The 20,205-nt window shown below is 64.3% G+C and carries 21 protein-coding genes and 1 tRNA gene; 6 read left to right on the top strand and 16 right to left on the bottom strand.

The features are described from left to right. Positions 1-133: 133 nt before the first annotated feature. Together ABIB56_RS13285 and ABIB56_RS13280 are read left to right on the top strand one after the other, a co-directional pair. Positions 134-475: a DUF488 domain-containing protein gene (locus ABIB56_RS13285; RefSeq protein WP_354569694.1), complete on the top strand. Its 342-nt coding sequence runs from the start codon at positions 134-136 to the stop codon at positions 473-475. A gap of 85 nt (positions 476-560) precedes the next feature. Beyond that, on the top strand, positions 561-1,073 hold the full coding sequence (locus ABIB56_RS13280) for a methylated-DNA--[protein]-cysteine S-methyltransferase (RefSeq protein WP_354569693.1): 513 nt from the start codon (positions 561-563) through the stop codon (positions 1,071-1,073). A gap of 27 nt (positions 1,074-1,100) precedes the next feature. Here ABIB56_RS13280 and ABIB56_RS13275 read toward each other — a convergent pair whose 3' ends face one another. The 3 genes from ABIB56_RS13275 to ABIB56_RS13265 all read right to left on the bottom strand — a co-directional run bounded on the left by ABIB56_RS13275 (position 1,101) and on the right by ABIB56_RS13265 (position 2,320). Next, on the bottom strand, positions 1,101-1,499 hold the full coding sequence (locus ABIB56_RS13275; protein ID WP_354569692.1) for a DNA glycosylase AlkZ-like family protein: 399 nt from the start codon (positions 1,497-1,499) through the stop codon (positions 1,101-1,103). 87 nt (positions 1,500-1,586) lie between these two features. Further along, on the bottom strand, positions 1,587-1,979 hold the full coding sequence (locus ABIB56_RS13270) for a PIN domain-containing protein (RefSeq protein ID WP_502917603.1): 393 nt from the start codon (positions 1,977-1,979) through the stop codon (positions 1,587-1,589). Positions 1,980-2,113: 134 nt separating this feature from the next. Further along, a complete protein-coding gene (locus ABIB56_RS13265) occupies positions 2,114-2,320 on the bottom strand; it encodes a hypothetical protein (protein WP_354569691.1) in 207 nt (68 codons plus the stop codon). Positions 2,321-2,536: 216 nt separating this feature from the next. Between ABIB56_RS13265 and ABIB56_RS13260 the strand changes: the two genes are divergently transcribed. After that, positions 2,537-2,770 (top strand): site-specific integrase, encoded by a 234-nt coding sequence (locus tag ABIB56_RS13260; RefSeq protein ID WP_354569690.1) that lies wholly within the window; start codon positions 2,537-2,539, stop codon positions 2,768-2,770. A 17-nt stretch (positions 2,771-2,787) separates the two neighbouring features. Here ABIB56_RS13260 and ABIB56_RS13255 read toward each other — a convergent pair. The 11 genes from ABIB56_RS13255 to ABIB56_RS13205 all read right to left on the bottom strand — a co-directional run bounded on the left by ABIB56_RS13255 (position 2,788) and on the right by ABIB56_RS13205 (position 13,131). Then, positions 2,788-2,863, bottom strand: a tRNA-Thr gene (locus tag ABIB56_RS13255). 63 nt (positions 2,864-2,926) lie between these two features. Continuing rightward, complete coding sequence (locus tag ABIB56_RS13250) at positions 2,927-3,571, bottom strand: TetR/AcrR family transcriptional regulator (RefSeq protein WP_354569689.1); 645 nt, start codon at positions 3,569-3,571, stop codon at positions 2,927-2,929. 216 nt (positions 3,572-3,787) lie between these two features. After that, positions 3,788-5,332, bottom strand: a complete 1,545-nt coding sequence (locus ABIB56_RS13245) for an alpha/beta hydrolase (RefSeq protein ID WP_354569688.1) — start codon at positions 5,330-5,332, stop codon at positions 3,788-3,790. Continuing rightward, on the bottom strand, positions 5,329-6,498 hold the full coding sequence (locus tag ABIB56_RS13240; protein ID WP_354569687.1) for a DNA polymerase III subunit delta': 1,170 nt from the start codon (positions 6,496-6,498) through the stop codon (positions 5,329-5,331). The genes ABIB56_RS13245 and ABIB56_RS13240 overlap by 4 nt, the downstream gene beginning before the upstream one ends. A 231-nt stretch (positions 6,499-6,729) precedes the next feature. Beyond that, on the bottom strand, positions 6,730-7,359 hold the full coding sequence (gene tmk / locus ABIB56_RS13235) for a dTMP kinase (RefSeq protein ID WP_354569686.1): 630 nt from the start codon (positions 7,357-7,359) through the stop codon (positions 6,730-6,732). Beyond that, positions 7,356-10,124 carry a type I DNA topoisomerase gene (gene topA / locus ABIB56_RS13230; protein WP_354569685.1) on the bottom strand — a complete coding sequence of 923 codons (2,769 nt, stop codon included), beginning with the start codon at positions 10,122-10,124 and terminating at the stop codon, positions 7,356-7,358. Before topA ends, tmk begins: the two co-directional genes overlap by 4 nt. A gap of 149 nt (positions 10,125-10,273) precedes the next feature. Further along, on the bottom strand, positions 10,274-10,618 hold the full coding sequence (locus tag ABIB56_RS13225) for an Rv3654c family TadE-like protein (RefSeq protein WP_354569684.1): 345 nt from the start codon (positions 10,616-10,618) through the stop codon (positions 10,274-10,276). Next, positions 10,615-10,911, bottom strand: coding sequence for a TadE family type IV pilus minor pilin (locus tag ABIB56_RS13220; RefSeq protein WP_354569683.1), 297 nt, complete (start codon positions 10,909-10,911; stop codon positions 10,615-10,617). The genes ABIB56_RS13225 and ABIB56_RS13220 overlap by 4 nt, the downstream gene beginning before the upstream one ends. Before the next feature lie 10 nt (positions 10,912-10,921). Then, the gene (locus tag ABIB56_RS13215; RefSeq protein ID WP_354569682.1) at positions 10,922-11,098 is read right to left on the bottom strand and encodes a DUF4244 domain-containing protein; all 177 of its coding nucleotides are present in this window, start codon (positions 11,096-11,098) and stop codon (positions 10,922-10,924) included. A 100-nt stretch (positions 11,099-11,198) separates the two neighbouring features. After that, complete coding sequence (locus ABIB56_RS13210; protein WP_354569681.1) at positions 11,199-12,125, bottom strand: type II secretion system F family protein; 927 nt, start codon at positions 12,123-12,125, stop codon at positions 11,199-11,201. Beyond that, positions 12,118-13,131, bottom strand: coding sequence for a TadA family conjugal transfer-associated ATPase (locus ABIB56_RS13205; RefSeq protein WP_354569680.1), 1,014 nt, complete (start codon positions 13,129-13,131; stop codon positions 12,118-12,120). Before ABIB56_RS13205 ends, ABIB56_RS13210 begins: the two co-directional genes overlap by 8 nt. A 384-nt stretch (positions 13,132-13,515) precedes the next feature. Between ABIB56_RS13205 and acs the strand changes: the two genes are divergently transcribed. Both acs and ABIB56_RS13195 read left to right on the top strand, forming a co-directional pair. Beyond that, complete coding sequence (gene acs / locus ABIB56_RS13200; protein ID WP_354569679.1) at positions 13,516-15,501, top strand: acetate--CoA ligase; 1,986 nt, start codon at positions 13,516-13,518, stop codon at positions 15,499-15,501. A gap of 290 nt (positions 15,502-15,791) precedes the next feature. Then, positions 15,792-16,712 carry an endonuclease domain-containing protein gene (locus tag ABIB56_RS13195; protein ID WP_354569678.1) on the top strand — a complete coding sequence of 307 codons (921 nt, stop codon included), beginning with the start codon at positions 15,792-15,794 and terminating at the stop codon, positions 16,710-16,712. Between the two features lie 203 nt (positions 16,713-16,915). On the opposite strand, the gene ABIB56_RS13190 is transcribed toward ABIB56_RS13195, so the two are convergent. Further along, positions 16,916-17,377 carry a RidA family protein gene (locus tag ABIB56_RS13190; protein WP_354569677.1) on the bottom strand — a complete coding sequence of 154 codons (462 nt, stop codon included), beginning with the start codon at positions 17,375-17,377 and terminating at the stop codon, positions 16,916-16,918. Further along, the gene (sp36, locus tag ABIB56_RS13185; protein ID WP_354569676.1) at positions 17,377-17,538 is read right to left on the bottom strand and encodes a Sp36 family protein; all 162 of its coding nucleotides are present in this window, start codon (positions 17,536-17,538) and stop codon (positions 17,377-17,379) included. The genes ABIB56_RS13190 and sp36 overlap by 1 nt, the downstream gene beginning before the upstream one ends. Positions 17,539-17,588: 50 nt before the next feature. Here sp36 and ABIB56_RS13180 point away from each other — a divergent pair, with 50 nt between their 5' ends. After that, on the top strand, positions 17,589-20,180 hold the full coding sequence (locus tag ABIB56_RS13180; protein ID WP_354569675.1) for a transglycosylase domain-containing protein: 2,592 nt from the start codon (positions 17,589-17,591) through the stop codon (positions 20,178-20,180). Positions 20,181-20,205: the final 25 nt, after the last annotated feature.

Below are 20,205 nucleotides of genomic sequence, written 5' to 3'. Positions count from 1 at the left end.
CCTCCTGTGGTGGAGTTACCACGCTAGTGAAAGCTCGAGTTCGGGACCACCCGGAGCTGCGCTACCGATCAGTCCGGCTGCATGCCGACTTCACCCGACGCATGCTGAGGCCGCCGAGTGCGACGATGGACGCATGTCGTTTCTCACCAAGCGTATCTACGACGAGGTATCTCCTGCCGACGGATACCGCGTGCTCGTCGACCGCCTGTGGCCGAGAGGCGTGTCCAAGGAGCGTGCTGCGCTCGACCGGTGGTTGAAGGATGTCGCGCCGAGCGCTGATCTGCGTATCTGGTTCGACCACCGAACCGACCGCTTCGCCGAGTTCTCCGCCCGCTATGCCGCCGAACTCGACGAGAACTCCGCCGTGGACGAACTCCGGGATATCTCCCTGACGCACCCGACGGTCACGCTGCTCTACGGAGCGAAAAATCCGGAGATCAATCATGCCGCGGTGCTGGCCCGATTTCTCTCCTGACTAGCGGATTCAGGACCTCACAATCCGCGTGACTTGCGCGCCTTCATGGTGACAGCGAATATCGCCTCAGGAAGGTTTTCACCTCATGTACACGCGCCACGCGATCCTCGACACCACCCTGGGCGACCTCACCGTTGTCGCTGCGGACGACGCGATCGTCGGTCTCTACTTTCCCCGCCACTGGTACCTGCCGCCCGAGGGCAGCATCGGCGAGAAAGTGGATGCGCGCGATGATCCGCTCCTCGAACGATCATGGCTGCAGCTGAAGGAATACCTGAGCGGCGAGCGCACCTCGTTCGACCTGCCGATCGCGCTGAACGGCAACCCATTCCAACAGCAGGTCTGGACCATCCTTAACGAGATACCCTTCGGCGAGACCACGACCTATGGCGAAATCGCCGCGCGACTGGGTGACAGGAACGTCGCCCAACTGGTCGGCCAGGCCGTAGGCCATAACCCGATCAGCATCATCGTGCCCTGCCACCGGGTGGTCGGCAAGGATGGCAAGCTCACCGGCTATGCGGGCGGCCTTGAGCGCAAACAGACACTCCTCGAACTCGAGGAACCGGAGCTGCGGAAAGCCGAGAAGCTGTTCTGACCTGTTGCTGCGACGGTTGCTTCAGCCTCACCACGCGTCGAGGACGATGCCCAACCACATGGCAAGGGCGGCGATCTCGGTACGCACCATCTCATCTTCCTCCGCATCGAACGGCAGAAACTCGTGTACCGCGGTGACTTTCAACACGTCCCGCTCCCGATCGACTTCGGCGTCGAGCATGCCGACTAACCGATCACCCATCAGGATCGGATGCGCGAAGAAGCCGTACTTGCGCTGCGGTTTCGGCTTGAACTGCTCCAGCACGTACTCGAACTCGAAGATCTCGTTCAACCGCGGGCGGTCGAACAGCATGCCGTCGTACGGGCTCAGGAACGCGACGCGACCACCGTCATCCTGCTCGAGCGCAGCGATCGCCTCCGGGACAGGCACCGTGACAATCCTGACCGTTGACGGCTCAGCGGTCACAGCGCGATCTTTTGCGAACATTCGGTCAAACAGACCCATTACGCCCCCAGTCGTTGTTATCTCGCCAGCGTACGGCGGCCGTGAGCACTACTCAGCCAGGTACTCGACCTTCAGCACGCCGGGGCCGAGGACCTTCGCAATATGTTCGAAATCATGATCGCTACAGAGCACGGTCAGATCGTTCTTGATTGCATAGGCGGCAATGGTCACGTCAGCGTTTCCTGCCGAGCGCATCACGTTGTTGTCCCAGAGTGCTTGCTGAATGTCGAGGATCTCGCTCTGTGTCGGCGTCAGCGGTGCCGGTGTGTATAGCTCCATGTCCAGACGAAGCTCTGCGTACTCGACTTTTGTCTGAGCGGACCAGCAATACTCGAGGACCTGAGGAGGACAGGTGTAAATCGGGTACAGACGCGTGACCTCGTCGAACCTGAGCTTGATTGAGGGACTGCGGGAGAGCTTCTGGAGGACGCTGTTGTCGATCAGGAAGGCTGGGCCGGGTACGCGAGCCGGAGCAGGCCCTATTTTACCAGTGACGGCAGACCTCGGGTTTCGATTGCGAATGTTTACGGAGATCTACCTTCCGGACGTCGTCGCGCGGCGCGCTGCCCAAGCCACTACTCGGCGTAATCGATCTTTGGGGCGTTAATCTGATCGTCAGTGAATTCACGCGACGCGATCCGCTCTGCGGCGAGAGCTTGGCGTGCCATACGTGCGGTGAACTGCAGGGACTCGATTACGGCGTCTTTGTTGGATGACGCGCCTAGAAGCTCTTTAACGTCGCGGAGCAGCCCTGGTTCGATGTCTATGGATGTGACGGCCATGATACCTCCCTCTTGAAGGTGAATAATACGACTCTTATATAAGAGTACGTCGATTCATCGACTTATGCACCTATAGGCGTTCCAAATAGCATTCCCAAAAGGGCAAACGATCCGCAGATCTGATATTCGCAAACTCAGCCGGGAACGCGACAGGCGGCAAGAAGTGGACGCGCGCTGTCAAGTGGGCGACTCTCAATCGTGGGCGCAGGGTGCAGGGTGCAAGACCTACGTCACACGGCCGCAACCCTCGGTGTCGACCCCAAGACAGTGCAAGCCTGGCTCGGCCACTCATCGATGACGCTCGCCGTCGATACATATGCCCACTACATGGGACAGGACGCAGATATCGCTGCAATCGCGCGAATCAACGCGATTCTCGGGGACATGTCGGGAACGACGAGGAGAAAGCTGAGAGACGCAGATCAGGATGCAACGGGTGCGGATCGCTGAATTCGCGGGACTTCGAATGGAGCCGCCTGTCAGAATCGAACTGACGACCTTCTCATTACGAGTGAGATGCTCTACCGACTGAGCTAAGGCGGCGTGCGCCGGGCGAACCCGGATGGCACAGCTAGAAAGCTTAGCGGACGCGGGGCAAAGGCTGCGCTACGCGGCATCCACCGGGGTGAGGATGCGGCCGAGTTGGTCGAAGGAGTCTTTGAGCCGCTCGCCGAGACCGACCACGCCGTCGGTGTCGGCCCAGCAGGTCCAGGCGTGGCGCATGGCGCCGAAGGCCACCAGGGTGACGAGCGTGGCCTTGCTGGCAAGGGCGTCCGGATCCGCAGCGATCCCGGGATCGTCGAGGGTGAGGCGGCGGGCAACCACGTCGCGCAACTGGTCTTCGAAGTGACGCATGGCGGTCATCCGCATCGCGAACAGCTGCGGGTACTTCTTCAGCACCTCGCGCCTTCGCTGCATGAGCTCCGGGTCCTCAGCCACGCCGTCAGTGGCGGGAGCCAACAACGCGGCGATACCGGCGAAGATGCTCGACTGCCTGCCGGCGTTGATGTAACCGAGCAGAAGCTCCTCGGGGGGTAACTCCGGCGCGTCCCCGACGAGGGCGATCTCCTTGGAGGCGAAGTAATTGAAGAAGGTGCGCGGGGAGACATCCGCGATGCGGCTGATCTCATCGACAGTGACCTTGTCCAGTCCCCTGTCGGAGACGAGGTCCAGAGCTGCCAGTTGGATCGCGCGGCGCGTGGCGAGTCGTTTGCGTTCGCGCAGGCCAAAAGTCTTGGGTTCCAGGGTCACAGGTATATTCTTGCGCACTCTGCAAACTTGCACAATGGAGCGGCTACGAGATTATATCGTGATGCGTGCCAAATGAAGGGGATCTCTGCTGTTCTGGAGATCCACCTCCCGAGATCTCGGGGATTGGGCGCGAGAGTGCCTTCATTTGGCACTCGATGAACGCACTACGGGCACGGACCGGGCACCGAACGGGAAGCTACCCAGGCAGAGCCGGCGTCAGCAATCGGGATCTTTGCCGGGAACCTTGCCGTCGATAAAGAAATTATCGACGGCATTGTTCACGCAGGAGTTCGATTTGTTGTAGGCCGTATGTCCTTCGCCATGGAAGGTGACCAGGTGGCCGTTCTGCAATTGCTTCGAGAGGCTCTCGGCCCAGACGTACGGGGTGGCCGGGTCGTTTGTGGTTCCCACGACGACGATTGGTGCGGATCCATCCGCCGCGATCGTGGTGCGATTGCGGGTGGACTTAAACGGCCACTGGGCACAGGAGGTGTCGTAGGAGAGCTGCGGACCGAGCACCGGTGCGAGCTGCTTCAGCTTGGCGGCATCCGCCTGGAGGCTGGCATCGGAGGTCGCGGGCGTCTCGTAGTCGAGGCAGTTGATGGCGATGAACGCCTCGGTCGAGTTGTCGTTGTAGGTGCCTTTGGCGTTGCGGCCGTAGTAGCTGTCCGCGAGTTGGAAGGCGTAGTCCGCATCGCCCTTCATCACGCTCGTGAACAGGTCAGTGAGATACGGCCAATTGGACTTGCTGTAGAGGGGAAGGATGATCGCGTTGGTCATCGCGGAACTGCCGAGTTCGCGACCGTCAGTCGCGCGGATTGGGCTCTTGTTGAGGCTGTCGAGGAGTGAGGCCACCGTGTTCATCGCGGCATCCACTGAGCCGGTGAACGGGCACTTCTTGCCTGTCTTGCAGTCGGCGATATAGGCGCGTAGCGCGCTTTCGAAGCCTTTGGCCTGGGTGCCGCTGACATCGAAACTCGTCGTCGACGGGTCGAGCGCGCCATCCAGCACGAGCTTCCCGGTCTTCTTCGGGTAGAGGTCGGCGTAGGTGGCGCCGAGCAGCGTGCCGTAGGAGTAGCCGAGATAGTTGAGCTTCTTGTCACCGAGTACGGCACGCAACAGGTCGAGGTCGCGGGCAGCACTCACGGTATCGACGAAACCGAGGAGCTTGCCGGTGTACTTGAGGCAGTCCTGGCCGAACTTCGCGTTCGAGGCCTCCTGGTCGGCGATCCAGGCGTCAGAGCCGAACGGGTTCGGCGAGATGTCGAAGAGGTAGGAATCCATGCTCGCCGGATCTTTATAGCACTTGACCGCCGAGGACCTGTTGACGCCGCGGGGGTCGAAACCGACAATGTCGTAGTTCTGCTGAAGCTTCGAGTCGACGGCGTAGCTGAGGCTGTCTTTCACGAAGTCATAGCCGGAGCCACCGGGGCCACCGGGGTTGACGAGGAGCGAGCCCTTCGCGGTGCCGGATGTGGTCTTGCGAATGAGCGCGAGCTTGATCGAACTGGTCGCTGGGTTCTTCCAGTCCATCGGCGCCGTCGCCGTCGCACACTGGAACTCGCCCTTCTCGCAGCTCTTCCACTTCAGCACCTGGCTGTAGAACGGCTCGAGGTCGGCAGCGACCTTTTCCTTCGTGGGTGTCGAGGTCGTGCTCGATGCCTTCGGCGGGAAGGAGGAGACACAACCGCTGAGCGGCAGGATGATCGCCAGCGCGGCAGCCACGATGGCGATACGGGTTGTCCTGCGGCGGGTAATCATCGAGCCTCCTGGCGTGCGGCGGAAATGAGCATGGCCTCGAGGGCGAGTGCGGGGGCGACGTTGCCGTCGATGCGGCGTCGCGCGGTGGCGATCGCGTCCATGGTGGCGAGCGTCATCACCGCTGTGGATGTCGTGCTGGCAGCGACCAGTTCCGATTGGATGGCGAGGTTGATCGGCTCGGTGCTGACCCCGAGCTGCATGAGCAGCACGTCACGGTAGAGAGAGAGCAGGTCGACCATGATCCGGTCGATACCGTCGCGCAGGCTTCGCGTCGCACGCCGCTTCTGGTCCTCTTCGAGAGCTCTCAGCTGGGCGCGCAGGGCGGGGGGAACGGTGCCGCCCGGTTCGATTCCGAGCGATCGCAGGGCGCTCTCGCGTTCTTCGGCGTCGCGCTCCTCGGTAATCGCTTTGGCATCCTCTCCGGCGAGTTCGAGCAGTCTGGATGCCGCGATGACCGCCCCGGAGACGGACCGAATGCCGAGGGCGATCTCGAGAGTCTGCCGACGTCGCCGCCGCGCCTCCTCGTTGGTGGCGAGCCGATGGGCCATGCCGATATGGCTCTGGGCCTCGCGCGCGGCGCGCGTAGCGGTGGCGAGGTCCACACTGTCGCGACGCACGATGAGATCGGCGACCTCCGCGACATCCGGAACCCTGAGACGCACGGTGCGCACGCGGGAACGGATGGTGGGCAGCAGGTCGGCTTCACTGGGGGCGCAGAGGATCCAGACGGTGCGCGGAGGCGGCTCCTCGAGCGCCTTGAGCAGCACGTTGGAGGTGCGCTCGGCCATGCGGTCCGCGTCTTCGATGACCATCACGCGGTAACGCGAGACGGACGGCGAAAACTGCGAACTGGAGACCAGCTTGCGCACGTCATCCATCTTGATGATGACCCCTTCGGTGCTGAGCACCGCGAGATCCGGATGCGTGCGGGCCGCCACCTGGCGCCGGGTCGCCTCGTCGCCGTCAGGGTCACCCTGGCTGAGCAGCGCGGTGGCGAACGCGTAGGCGAGGTTGGAGCGCCCCGAACCGGGCGGGCCGGTGATGAGCCAGGAGTGGGTCATGGCGGAGTCACCGATGGGCGAGTCGCTGAGGCTCGAGTCGGCGGCCGCAGCACGAAAGATCGCGATCGCCTCAGACTGGCCGGTCAGTTCATCCCACACGGACATATGCCCAGCCTAGGTGGAGCGGCTGACTGCGACCTGCGCCGCACTGCCGTTGCCGCGCCAGGTGCCCGCTCGCACGCTTGCGCTGTCGTTTCGGCGGAACGCTGTCGCAAAAACGACCGCGGAAGGCCGAAACGACAGCGGACCCCGACGAGGAAGCGCGGCCGGACAGCGGCACGCACGCGCCGCAGCACGCAGGCGCGGCAGCGCGAGCGTGCAGCAGCGCGAGCCGCGCTACGCAGCGAGCAGGGCCTCGACCCGCGCGCGCACTTGCGCCGCGATCGACTCGATCGAGCCGGTGGCGCTCAGCACCAAAAACCTGTCGGGCTCCGCCTCGGCGAGCGCGAGGTATCCGGCGCGCACACGGGCATGGAAGTCGTGCGCCTCGGCCTCGAGCCTGTCGTATTTGGTGCGTGCTTCGTCGAGCCGTTCTCGCCCGATCGACTCGTCGAGGTCGAGCAGGATGGTGAGGTCGGGCATGAAACCCTCGGCCGCCCAGAGAGAGAGGTTGCGGATCTCGACCGGATCCAGTACTCGCCCGGCGCCCTGATAGGCGACGGACGAGTCGAGGTACCGGTCCTGGATCACGATCTCGCCGCGCTCGATCGCCGGACGAACCTTGGTCGCGATGTGGTGCGCGCGGTCCGCCGCGTAGATGAGCGCTTCGGCGCGCGGGGCGATATGCCCCCTGCGGTGCAGCACTATCTCGCGCAGCTCGACACCCAGCTCTGTTCCGCCAGGCTCGCGGGTTCGCACCACGGTGTGGCCGGCATCCGTCAGCCAGGTCGACAGCAGCTCAGCCTGCGTGGACTTTCCTGACCCGTCGCCACCCTCGAGGGTGATGAAGAGCCCGGTGCTCGTCACTTCGTCGCTGCCGGCTTCGCCGCCGGCTTTTTGGCTGCCGGCTTTTTGGCTGCCGGCTTCTTCTTGGCCGGGGCTTTCGCTTTGGCCTTCGGTTTAGCCGGACCCTTGGCCCGCTTGTCGGCGAGCATCTGCACGGCACGCTCGAAGTCGATCTCCTCGATCGTCTCACCGCGGGGAATGGTCACGTTGGTCACGCCGTCGGTCACGTAGGCGCCGAAACGGCCATCCTTGATCCTGATCGGCTTGCCGCTCTCCGGGTCGGCGTCGAACTCTTTCAGTGCACTCGATGCCCGACGGGCACCGTACTTGGGTTGGGAGTACAGCTCGAGAGCACCCGGCAGATCGATCTCGAAGATCTGATCCTCCTCGGTGAGCGAGCGCGTGTCGGCGCCCTTCTTGAGGTACGGCCCGAACTTGCCGTTCTGTGCGGTGATGTCCTCGCCCGTCTCCGGATCCTGCCCGACCACCCTGGGCAGCGACAGCAGCCGAAGCGCGGTGTCGAGATCGACGGCGGCGAGATCCATGGACTTGAAGATGGATGCCGTGCGCGGCTTCACCACGGCCGGCTTCTTCGCGACCTTCTTCTTCGGCTTCTCGTCGGCGACCTCGCCGGTGGCGGGGTCGGCCACGATCTCGGCGGCCACCACCTCAGGCTCTGGGTCAAGTTCTGTCACGTAGGGACCGAACCTGCCGTCCTTCGCGACAATGTTCTTGCCGTTCTCAGGATTCACGCCGATCACGCGGTCGACCACCACTGGCGCGTCGATCAGTTCCTGCGCCTTCGTGACGGTCAGTTCGTCGGGCGCAAGGTCCTGGGGGATGTTGACCCGGCGCGGGGTAGCTTCGGAGGCCGCATCCTCGTTGGCGACTTCGAGGTACGGACCGTACTTTCCGATGCGCAGCGTGATCTCGTCGTTCAGCGTGATCGAGTTGATGCTCTTCGCGTCGATGTCGCCGAGGTTGTCGATCACGTTGCGCAGGCCGCGATGCTTGTCGCTGCCGAAGTAGAAACTGGTCAGCCAGTCGACTCGGTCTTCCGTGCCGCCGGCGATGCGGTCGAGGTCGTCTTCCATGCCGGCGGTGAAGTCGTACTGCACCAGGTCGGTGAAGAAGTCCTCAAGCAGGCGCACCACGGAGAAGGCGATCCAGTTCGGCACCAGAGCGGTGCCACGGGGTGTGACGTAGCCGCGGTCGATGATCGTCGAGATGATCGAGGCATAGGTGGACGGGCGCCCGATTCCGAGCTCTTCGAGGGTCTTGACGAGGCTGGCCTCTGTGTAGCGCGGTGGCGGGCTGGTCTCATGGCCTTTGGCTTCGACATCCGCGACCGTCAATTTTTGCCCGACGGTCAGCGGAGGCAGCTTCGCCTCGGCCGGCTGAGCGGTACCATTGCGCTCCTCGTCCCTGCCCTCTTCGTAGGCCTGCAGGAATCCGCGGAAGGTGATCACCGTGCCGCTTGCCGCGAACTCCGCCGTCTTGCCCTCGACCGGACCGGCAGTGATCACGACGGATGCCGTCGAACCCTTCGCATCCGCCATCTGGGAGGCGACGGTGCGCTTCCAGATCAGGTCGTAAAGCTTCCAGTCGTTGCCGCGGAGCGTTCCCTCGAGTTCGCCTGGCGTCTTGAACACGTCGCCTGCGGGGCGGATCGCCTCGTGGGCCTCCTGCGCGTTCTTGCTCTTGCTCGCGTAGGTTCTCGGCTTCTCAGAAACGCTCTCCGCGCCGTAGAGCTTGCTCGCCTGCGACCTCGCGGCCGTCATCGCCTGCTGCGAGAGGTTGAGCGAGTCGGTTCGCATGTAGGTGATGTAGCCGTTTTCGTACAGTCCCTGGGCCACGCTCATGGTCTGGCGCGCGGAGAAGCGGAGTTTGCGTGCCGCTTCCTGCTGCAGGGTCGACGTACTGAATGGCGCGGCGGGCCTGCGCGTGTAGGGCTTCGAGTCGACGGAGGAGACCACGACGGAGACCGCAGGATCGCGAAGCGCGGTGGCGAGAGCCTCTGCGGCCTGCTCGTCGAGGGCGACGGTCTCCGACTTGAGCTGACCTTTGTCATCGAAGTCGCGACCGGTCGCCACGCGGGTGCCGTCGAGGCGAGCGAGACGCGATTCGAACGCGGTGGAATCGGCGGATGCCGCAAGCAGCGCCGAGAGATCCCAATAACCGGCGGCGACGAAAGCCAACCGCTCACGCTCGCGGTCGACGACGAGGCGGGTGGCTGCGGACTGCACTCGGCCGGCGGACAATCCCGGCCCGATCTTGCGCCAGAGAACGGGAGAGATCTCATAGCCGTAGAGGCGGTCGAGGATACGGCGGGTCTCCTGCGCGTCAACGAGGGCTGTGTCGATGTCTCGCGTGTTATCCCGAGCCAGCTGGATCGCCTCTTTGGTGATCTCGTGGAAAACCATCCGCTTGACCGGCACCTTGGGCTTCAGCTCTTCGAGGAGGTGCCAGGCGATGGCCTCGCCTTCGCGGTCCTCATCAGTTGCGAGGTACAGCTCGTCGGCGTCCTTGAGCGCACGCTTGAGTTCAGCGACCGTCTTCTTCTTCTGGTCGGAGACCACGTAATAGGGAACGAAGCCGTTATCGACGTCGATGGAGAACTTGCCGAGCGACCCCTTCTTGAGCTCCGCCGGAAGGTTTTTCGGCTCGATGAGATCGCGGATGTGGCCGACCGAAGCCAGAACCTCGTATCCGTCTCCCAGGTACTGGGCAATCGTCTTCGCCTTTGCGGGCGACTCGACAATGACCAGCTTCTTCGTGCCTGGCACCTTATTCCTCGCGTCTGCGGCGGCTGCCGCGTCAAAATACAAAACCTCGCCCAGCATAGGGTTGCCGCGCTGATGTTACGCACAGCGGGAGAGGAAGCTGGGCTGCAGGCCCGACACGCACACCATACACACAGAAACACCGAGCGCTCCTAATTCACTCCCGAACGGGGTGGGCCGGCAGTGGCGCGGGCCTGAACGTCGAAGCCGAGAATCACGATGCCGGTGGCCACGGTGACTACCGCTCCATCCAGCTCGCAGCCGCCCAGGCTGGCACCGTTGGCCGCGGCCACGGCAGCCGCCGCCTCGCAGGGGAAGCCGGGCAGCGCACCGACCGCGACGTCTGCGGCTACGAGAGCCGCGGCATCCGCAGCTCCCGCTGCCCGCTGCTTCGCTGACAGCACAACGGAGAGCGGCAGGAGAAGCGAGATGAGAGCCAGCATGGTGGCGACGATCGCGACGGCCAGGAGGGACCCCGACCCGCGCTCGTCTCTCACTTTCCGCCCGCGAACGCACAACTCGATGCTGTGACGGTGATCACGACACCGGCAACGGATCCAGGCGTGGAGCCGTTGACGCAGACCATGTCCCCTCGGCTCGAACTGTTGAAGCGCGCTCCTGGCATCAGCTGGCGAGCCACGCCGATATCGTCCCCCCGCGCCACCGACCGAGCCGCGCTCGCGGTGGCATCCTGCAGTCTCAGGTGTTGGGCAGCGAGCTGCAACCCGGCAAGACAGCAGACCAGCAGAAGGATCACCGCGGGCACTACGGCCGCGAACTCGGCTGCCACGCTCCCCCGCTCACCCGGCGAAGGTGAGCGCACGATGCACAAGGTCGGTCAGCATGCCGCGCACCTCGTCGCTGCGCATGATCGCGACCAGGAGGCCGGCGAATCCGACCGCCGCCATCGTGGCGATCGCATACTCCGCGGTGGCCGCGCCGTCATCCCGGCGGAGGATTCTCTTCAGTCGTTTCATCGGTCGTTCCTTTCGGGTTGCCGGCCTGCGGCCGGATACAGAGATGGTCGCCCCTACGGCCGGGCCAGCGGCGCGAGACGACGGGATCGGTGGCCTTCTCTCAGAAGGAGACGACTGTGGACGAGATGACGGAGATCAGGAGCGGTGCCACACCCAGCAGCATGAAGGCGGGAAGGATGCAGAGCCCGAGCGGCAGCATGAGCGTGACGGCGAGAGCGGCGGCCTTCCGCTCACCGTCGCTGCGAGCCATTCGTCGCGCCTCAGCCGCTTCGCTGCGCAGGAGACCGGCCGCCGGCACACCTGCCCTCCGGGAGAGCTCAAGAACCTCGTCGAGCACGGCGGCGGCACCCTCCGCCGGCAGACCACAGCGCTCGCGCGCCTCGTCGACGGCTGCCATGGCCCGCGGAATCGATGCCCCGCCCGACACGGCGATGGCCATCAGGTCGAGGCCGAGACCGGGGGTGAGTTGCTTCGGCCGGGCAGAGGCGATGAGACGACGGTTCCACCAGCGTGCCGCCAGCATGAGGATCACCCCGAGCGCCAGACAGATCAGGCCGGGCGCTGTGGTGAACAGGGTGCCGAGCACGTCGAACCCGAGCGCCATGCCGAACAGGATGCCGATGACCGGCAGCCCCATCACCATCCGAGCCGTCGCGGCGGGAGCCGCCAGCGCGGTCTGCACGTCCCGCTGGTTCTGCGCGAGCGACCGCAGCGAAGTGGCGAACTCCGCGAGGGTCGGGGCGAGCGGCGCCCCCGCCTCCGTCGCGACGTGCCAGGCGGCGGCGAGACCGCGCCAGGCCGACGCGTTGGATCGAGCCGAGCCTGCGACATCCGCTATCGCATCGGAGATCGACTCGCCGCCGGCAGCCGCGGAGGCGACCGCTCGCACCCGGTCGGCATCCGAACCGTGGACGGACTCCGCGACATAACCCCAACCCGAGACAGGCGCAACCCCGGCCGCGAGCAGAACCCCGAGACGCTGAACCACGGCGGCGAGCGGGTCAAGCTCTCGCTTCTCTTTAGGCATCCGTGATCTCGACCATTCGAAGGCGATCACGATCGTCCAGTTCGAAACGCCCCAACTGCACAAGTCGACGACTGTCGTCGCGTCGCTCCAGGTGCAGCACGCGACCGATCGCGCTGACTGTCTGCCGAGCGATCGCCGTAGGACTCATACCGGCAAGCGCGCCAAGAGCTTCGATGCGCGCGGGCACATCGGCCAGCGAATTCGCGTGCAGCGTGCCTGCCCCGCCATCGTGCCCGGTGTTCAACGCGGCGAGCAGTTCGCGGATCTCGGCCCCGCGACACTCGCCGAGAACGAGTCTGTCAGGGCGCATCCGCAGTGCTTCGCGCACCAGTCTCTCCAGCCCCAGCTGCCCCGCACCCTCGAGATTGGCCTGCCGCGCCTCGAGCGAGACGAAGTGCGGATGCGTCACTTGCAGTTCGGCGACATCCTCGATAGCGATGATGCGATCGGATACCGACGCGCTCGAGAGCAACGCGGCGAGGAACGTGGTCTTGCCGCTGCCGCCCGCGCCGGTGATCAGCAGGTTCTCGCGACGTTCGACGAGGCCGGTGACCCGCTCCAGCGGGATACGAGTGAAGAAGCCGGCAGCGTCCAGCTCGGTGAGCCCGAGACGAGCCACGCGCGGCAGTCGTATAGAGAGGAGCGTGCCACCGGTGGAGATCGGCGGCAACACCGCGTGCACGCGGATACCCTCGTGCAACCGCACATCGACGCAGGGCGTTGCTTCGTCGATGTGCCGGCCGCCGAGAGCGATCAGACGCACGGCGAGCTCGCGGATCGACGGCTCGTCCATGCCTGACGCCGGTTGCTTCGTGAGACCGCCGCCCCGATCCGTCCACAGGCCGCCAGCACCGTTGACGAACACGTCGGTGACATCGGGATCGGAAACCAGTTCGGCGAGTTCACCGAATTCTGCGAGTTCCCGGCCCGCGAGACGAGGGGGCACACTTTCGCGTTCGGTGGATCCTGGTCGGCGGGCGACGAAACGATAGGCGGGGTCGGACATTGCTCGACAGTAAGGGGCGATGTGCAGGTGCATGCTGTCGATCGCAGCATCCGTGTACCGAGCGAGATCACACGATCCGGGGAGGAGAAGAAGGTGTTGTGAACGAAGAGGGGCGGCGCCTGTTGGGGGGAACCGGCGCCGCCACAGTAGCGCTGGATTGGGGGGAATCACTATGCGCTACTTACCGAATTTGCATTCGACGGATTTAGTGTACTCCCACGGACTCGGCGCACAAAAGAGAGCGGAGGGTGAATTCGGCCTACTCACAGGTATGAGTGACGGGATGAGACGCAACCCGGCGCGACGCCCTCAGGAGCCGGTCTAGCATGGAGTCACTATTTCCCGAGGGGGCGCCGACGCCCTCGCCTGCGCGAAGAGGAATTCATGTCCACCACCTCCATTGATAGCCTGCAGCACGAAGAGCGCCGCTTTCCGCCGAGCGAAGAATTCGCGGCGAACGCTGTCGCCAGCTCAGGGCTCTATGACGAGGCACGGGCCGACCGGCTGGCCTTCTGGGCCAAGCAGTCCCGCGAGCTACTGCACTGGCACAAGGACTTCACCCAGACCCTCGACTGGTCGAACGCTCCGTTTGCCAAGTGGTTCGCGGATGGGGAACTCAACGTCGCGTACAACTGCCTCGACCGCCACGTGCTGGCCGGCAACGGCGACCGGATCGCCATCCTCTGGGAGGGCGAGCCAGGCGACAGCCGCTCGATCAGTTACGCGGAACTCACCGCGGAGGTGAAGCGGGCGGCCAACCTGCTCACGAAGCTCGGCATCGGCAAGGGCGACCGCGTTGCGATCTACCTGCCGATGATCCCCGAGGCCGTCGTCGCAATGCTCGCGGTCGCCCGCATCGGCGCCGTGCACTCGGTGATCTTCGGGGGCTTCAGCGCCGAAAGCATCCGGTCCCGGGTGGACGATGCCAGCGCGAAGCTCGTGATCACGGCGGACGGCGGATGGCGCAAGGGCAAGGTCAGCGCACTCAAGCCCGCCGTGGATGCTGCCCTCGCCAAAGAGGGTACTCACACGGTGGAGAACGTGCTCGTCGTCAAGCGCGGCGAGAACGACGTCGACTGGGTCGAGGGTCGCGACCTGTGGTGGCACGAGGCGATCGCCGACGTGGACGCCGAGCACGAGGCTGAGGCCTTCGAGGCGGAGCATCCACTGTTCATCCTGTACACCTCGGGTACCACCGGTAAGCCGAAGGGCATCCTGCACACCAGCGGCGGTTACCTCACACAGACGGCTTTCACCCACAAGAATGTCTTCGACCTGCACCCCGAGACCGACGTCTACTGGTGTTCAGCCGACGTCGGCTGGATCACCGGCCACAGCTACGTCGTCTACGGTCCGCTTGCCAATGGGGCGACCCAGGTGCTCTACGAGGGCACGCCAGACCTGCCGCATCCGGGCCGGTGGTGGGAGATCATCCAGAAGTACGGCGTCAGCATCTTCTACACGGCGCCCACCGCCATCCGCTCGTTCATGAAACTCGGGCGTGAGATTCCGGATGCTTTCGACCTCACGTCACTGCGCGTGCTCGGTAGCGTCGGCGAACCGATCAACCCCGAGGCCTGGGTCTGGTATCGCGAGGTGATCGGCGGAGGAAAGACCCCGATCGTCGACACCTGGTGGCAGACCGAGACCGGCGCCATCATGGTCTCTGCCCTGCCCGGTGTCACGATCGCGAAGCCCGGTTCGGCGCAGGTCGCGCTACCCGGCATCTCGATCGACGTGCTCGACGAGGCCGGCAACGCGGTGCCCGTCGGGGGCGGCGGACTGCTCGTCGTGAGCGAGCCGTGGCCATCGATGCTGCGCGGAATCTGGGGCGACCCCGAGCGGTTCAAGGAGACCTACTGGGAGAAGTTCGGCACCGCGTTGTTCGAGAAGCCCAAATACTTCGCCGGCGATGGTGCCCGGCTCGACGAGGACGGCGACATCTGGCTGCTCGGCCGAGTCGACGATGTGATGAACGTCTCGGGTCACCGTCTGTCCACCGCCGAGATCGAATCGGCGCTCGTCTCGCATCCGATCGTGGCAGAGTCGGCGGTCGTCGGAGCCGCAGACGAGACGACAGGACAGGCCGTCGTCGCCTTCGTCATCCTGCGTTCAGATCAGTCTGAGATGCAGACAGCGGATGAGGCGAGCGCACTGCTCAGAACCCACGTCTCCGACCAGATCGGTGCGATCGCTAGGCCGCGTCAGATCTTCATCGTCGCGGAGCTGCCGAAGACCCGCTCGGGCAAGATCATGCGCCGCCTGCTGCAGGACGTCGCGGAGGGCCGCGCAATCGGCGACACCACTACCCTTGCCGACACCAGCGTGATGCAGATCATCAGCGGGCAACTGGGTTCGACGAACGGCTGAGTTCGACGAACGGCTGGGTTCGACAGACGCGCATCCGCTCGCTCTGCCGCTCTGCCGCTCTGCGGCTCTGCCCGCGACCGTCACTCCGCGTTTCTCCGGAGGTTTTGCCGATATTCCCCTCGGCGCGCTGATCTCTCCCCAGGAATACGGCAATCTGATGAGCCGAGCCTGACGAACCTCCGGAGAAACGGATTGCCCACCCCTCCTCAACAGCGGGCCGGAGACTTGCTCTGTCACCTGGTGGCCCGGATTGAAGGGTCCCAGCAGGTCAGGAGCGACAACCTTGTCGAATGCGACGATACGTATCGATCCAACTGCTCGTCAGAGCGTTAGGAGGAGTCGCGGCCCGAAGTCAGATCCTCGACGCCGGGTTCAGTCCCAGTTCGATCTCGCGCGCGCTCAAGGACAGCGTGCTCATGCGTGTCCGCCGTGCCTGGTACGCAGTCCCGGATGCCGAGCCTGATCGTATGCGGGCCGTCATGCTCGGTGGCCGGCTGGGAGCATTTTCGGCGGCTCAGAGCTATGGAATATGGCGCGGACTCGACTCTGATCTCCACGTGAGCTGGAAGCCTCACGGCAACGTCGCCAAGCCCGGACGAGTTAAGTTCGAGTTCCCGGATTCGCAGCACCTCAGTTCTGGGCGGCGAATCATGAGCCACTGGCGACTCGGCGACTTCCAGGCCGCCGCCTTCCAGGCCACCGACTTTCCATGGCGTGAATCGGTGCAGCAGTCGCTGGCCCAGATCTTTCTGCGCGCCAACTGGGTAGATGCGATCTGCGCCTGCGATTCGGCGATCAACAGAGGGCTGCTCGATGTCTTCGAGATACACGAACTCTTCGCCCGTCTGCCTCGTAGGTTGCGCCGCCTCCAGCGACTGGTGGATGGTCGCGCTGCTTCGGGGCTCGAGACCATCGTCCGTCTGTGGCTGCGTGAGACGGCGGGATACGACCCCCGGCTTCAGGTGACGATAGGCCGCCACACGGTAGACCTGCTTGTCGGGTCATCCCTCATCATCGAGACGGATGGACAAGAAACCCATTCCGATGATGAGCGGTTCAATGAAGATCGCGTCCGCACCGCCGAGCTACAGGCGCGCGGTTACACGGTCATCAGGCTGAGCTATCGCATGATCATGCACAATTGGCCACTCGTTGAAGAAGTCATCCGCACCAATCTCGAACGAGGTCGCCACCTCGACCCGGTGCGCTAAACGCGGCATTCGCTTGCCAATCCCGCGTCTCCCACCACGGCTTTTCTCTTCCCTCGCTCTGCCTACGCGTTTCTCCGGAGGTTTCGCCTCCGAGTAGCCGAAACGCGCGGATTTGGCCCCAATTCGGCGCTATTGAGGCCAAACCTCCGGAGAAACCTGAAATGACCGAAGAACAACGGGCCGGAGGGCGTCGAACTGAGCCCCTACGCGAACTCGAGGATCAGCTCCACCTCGACGGGAGAGTCGAGCGGCAGCACCGCGACGCCGACCGCGCTCCTGGCGTGGATGCCGGCGTCTCCGAAGATCTCGCCGAGCAGGTTCGACGCGCCGTTGATCACACCGGGCTGGCCGGTGAATGAGGGGTCGGATGCCACAAACCCGACGACCTTGACCACACGGGTCACCCGATCCAGTGATCCGATCGCCGACTTCGCCGCGGCGAGCGCGTTGAGCACGCAGGTGGCCGCATAGCCCTTGGCGTCTTCTGGAGAAACGGCCGCCCCGACCTTACCGGTCGCCGGCAGCGAGCCAGCGACGAAGGGCAATTGCCCTGAGGTGAAGACGAGGTTGCCGCTGATCACCGCGGGAATGTAGCTCCCGGCGGGGGTGGCCACCTCGGGAATCTCGAGTCCGAGTTCGGCAAGCCGGTCATCCAGTTTCGACATCAGGCGTCCTCGTTCTTCTCGCGCTTGAGGTAGGCGACGAGCCCGCCCTCGGGGCCCGTGACGATCTGCACGAGCTCCCAGCCCTGTTCACCCCAGTTGTTCAGAATGGCCGCCGTGTTGTGCACGATCAACGGTGTTGTGAGGTATTCCCAGGTCGTCATCTCGGCGTCCGTTCAGGTTGAGAGGAGGTTGCAAACGTAACTTTGATTGTATGGCTCAGGATTTCAGGCGTTCCGCGCTGCCCAAAACGCTGGGCGGACTCATTGGCCTCGGCGTGCTCGCCGGCATCCTGGTGACCGCGATGGTCACCCCCGCGATCGCCGTGACGAGCGAAGCGACGAAGGCCGGCATCGGCGTCTTCGACGACATGCCCGACTATGTCGAACTCGGCACACAGTCGCAGCGGAACATCGTCTACGCCAACCGCGGCGGGGCCCCGGTACCCATCGCCACTATCTACAACCAGAACCGCGAGGAGGTCTCCGCCGACGAGATCTCGCCGTTCCTGATGGATGCCGCGGTCGCGGGTGAAGACCGCCGCTTCTACCAGCACGGCGGCATCGACATGCCGTCGGTGGCGCGCGCGGCTGCCGGCAACATCATCAGCAAATCGATCACGAGTGGAAGCTCCACCCTCGACATGCAGCTGGTGAAGAACATCCTCGTGCAGAACGCCCTCGACATCAGAGACGCCAAGAAGCAGAAGGCGGCCTACGCAGCTGCCATCGACGACAGTTTCCAACGGAAGCTCAAAGAGATGAAGCTCGCGGTTGGTCTCGACAAGCGCTACAGCAAGAAGCAGATCCTGGTCGGCTACCTGAACATCACCGGTTTCGGCGGCAACACCTATGGAGTGCAGTCCGCGGCGCAGCAGTACTTCAGCGCGAACGCCAAGGATGTCACGGTCGCCCAGGCTGCGAGCCTCGTCGCGATCGTGCAGCAGCCCAACCTGCAGAACCTCAGCGATCCCAAGTACTACGCCGCCAACAAGGTGCGCCGCGACCAGATCCTCAACGACATGCACGCGCAGAAGTACATCACCGCAGCGCAGTTCGACGAGGCCATCAGCACGAAGATCGCGGATGAGGTCAAGCTCACCGCTCCGACCAATGGATGTCTCTACGCCAGCGCTGCTCCCTTCGCCTGCGACTACGTGAAGCAGCTGGTGCCGACCCTCGAATCGCTCGGAGCCAGTGAGGCCGAGCGCAGGGCGAATTTCGCCACAGGCGGCTACAAAATCTACACGAGCATCGACCTCGATCAGCAGGATGTCGCCCAGGCGGCACTTGCCAAGAGCGCACCAGCCGACGAGGCCCGTTTCGCCCTCGGGGCGGCCGCCGATGCCGTGCAGCCCGGAACCGGACGTGTCCTGGTGATGGCCCAAAACAAGGGCTTCAATAACACTGACAGCGCGACCGCCGCCCAGACCGGCATCAATTACAGCACCGACTACGAGTATGGAAACTCCGGCGGATTCCAGACCGGGTCCACCTACAAGATCTTCACCCTGATCGACTGGCTGCAGAAAGGCCACGGACTTAACGACACGGTCAACGGCACCGTTCGCACCTTCCAACAATCCGGTTTCAAGGCCACCGGTTGTGGCGGGCCCTACGCCGGCAGCTACGCTCCAAAGAACGACTCCCCAGGCGAGGGAGGGTCGATGAGTGTGCTGAGCGCGACCTCCGCTTCGGTCAACGCGGCCTTCGTCGGTATGGCCCAGAAGCTCGACCTCTGCGACATCCGGGATGACGCGAAAGCGCTCGGAGTGCACCCGGCCAAGGGTGGCGACCTCGACACCCAACCCGCCGCGATCCTCGGCACGAACACCATCGCCCCTCTCACGATGGCCGCGGCGATCGCCACCATCGGAGCCAACGGCACCTACTGCGCGCCGACCATCGTTGACTCGATCGTCGGACCGGATGAGAAGAAACTCGATGGCCAGGCGAAAAACTGCACCGCAGCGATCGCCCCCAATATCGCGGCCACCGTCGCCTATGCCCTGGCCACGGTCATGAAGTCGGGCACGGGCACAGCCGGCAGCCCGAGGGATGGCGTGCCGATCGTCGGTAAAACAGGCACCACCGACGGTTCATACCAGAACTGGCTCATCGCCTCGACGACGAAGGCCGCTCTTGCCGTCTGGGTGGGCAACATCCAGGGAAATCCGGCGAAGGCGACCACCAATAACCCGCAGGGCGACCAGAGCCTGCGACAGATCACAGTCGCCGGCACGAACGGCTACAACACGAAGTTCAACATTTTCAAGGCGACGATGAAATCGCTCAACACCAACCCGGAGTACAAGGGCAGTGCCTTCCCCGCGGTCGACTCCACGCTGCTGCACGGCGCCGGGCTCGCGGTGCCCTCGGTGGCCGGCCAGACCCTTGCCAAGGCGCAGTCGCTGCTGGAGAGCCTGCAGTTCGACGTCGTCGACGGCGGGCCGGTGGCATCCGGTCTCCCTGCCGGCCAGGTCGTTCGTACCGATCCGGCAGCCGGAGCGGTCGCGGCGATGGGTTCGAGCGTCACCGTCTACACGAGCGACGGGTCCCTCGCGACCACGATGCCTAATGTCGTCGGGATGCCCCGCCAGGGCGCCATGGGCACCCTCGTGACCGCGGGCTTCGATTCCACCAGGGTCACCTACAGCTGGGTTGCCGGATCTCCGGCCGACGTCTGCAGGGTGACGGCGAGCGATCCCGCTGCCAGTTCAGCGACGGCGAAGGATGCCTCGATCACCCTGTCGGTGAGCAATGGCGGGCCGAACGCGGGTACTGATCCTGGCGGCCTGTGCCCCTAGTCGTGATGCATCGTTACCGAAGGCG

It is taken from the genome of Glaciihabitans sp. UYNi722, from assembly GCF_040549465.1.
In the GTDB taxonomy this organism is placed as follows: domain Bacteria; phylum Actinomycetota; class Actinomycetes; order Actinomycetales; family Microbacteriaceae; genus Lacisediminihabitans.
This window is presented reverse-complemented; position numbering and strand designations above follow the sequence as displayed.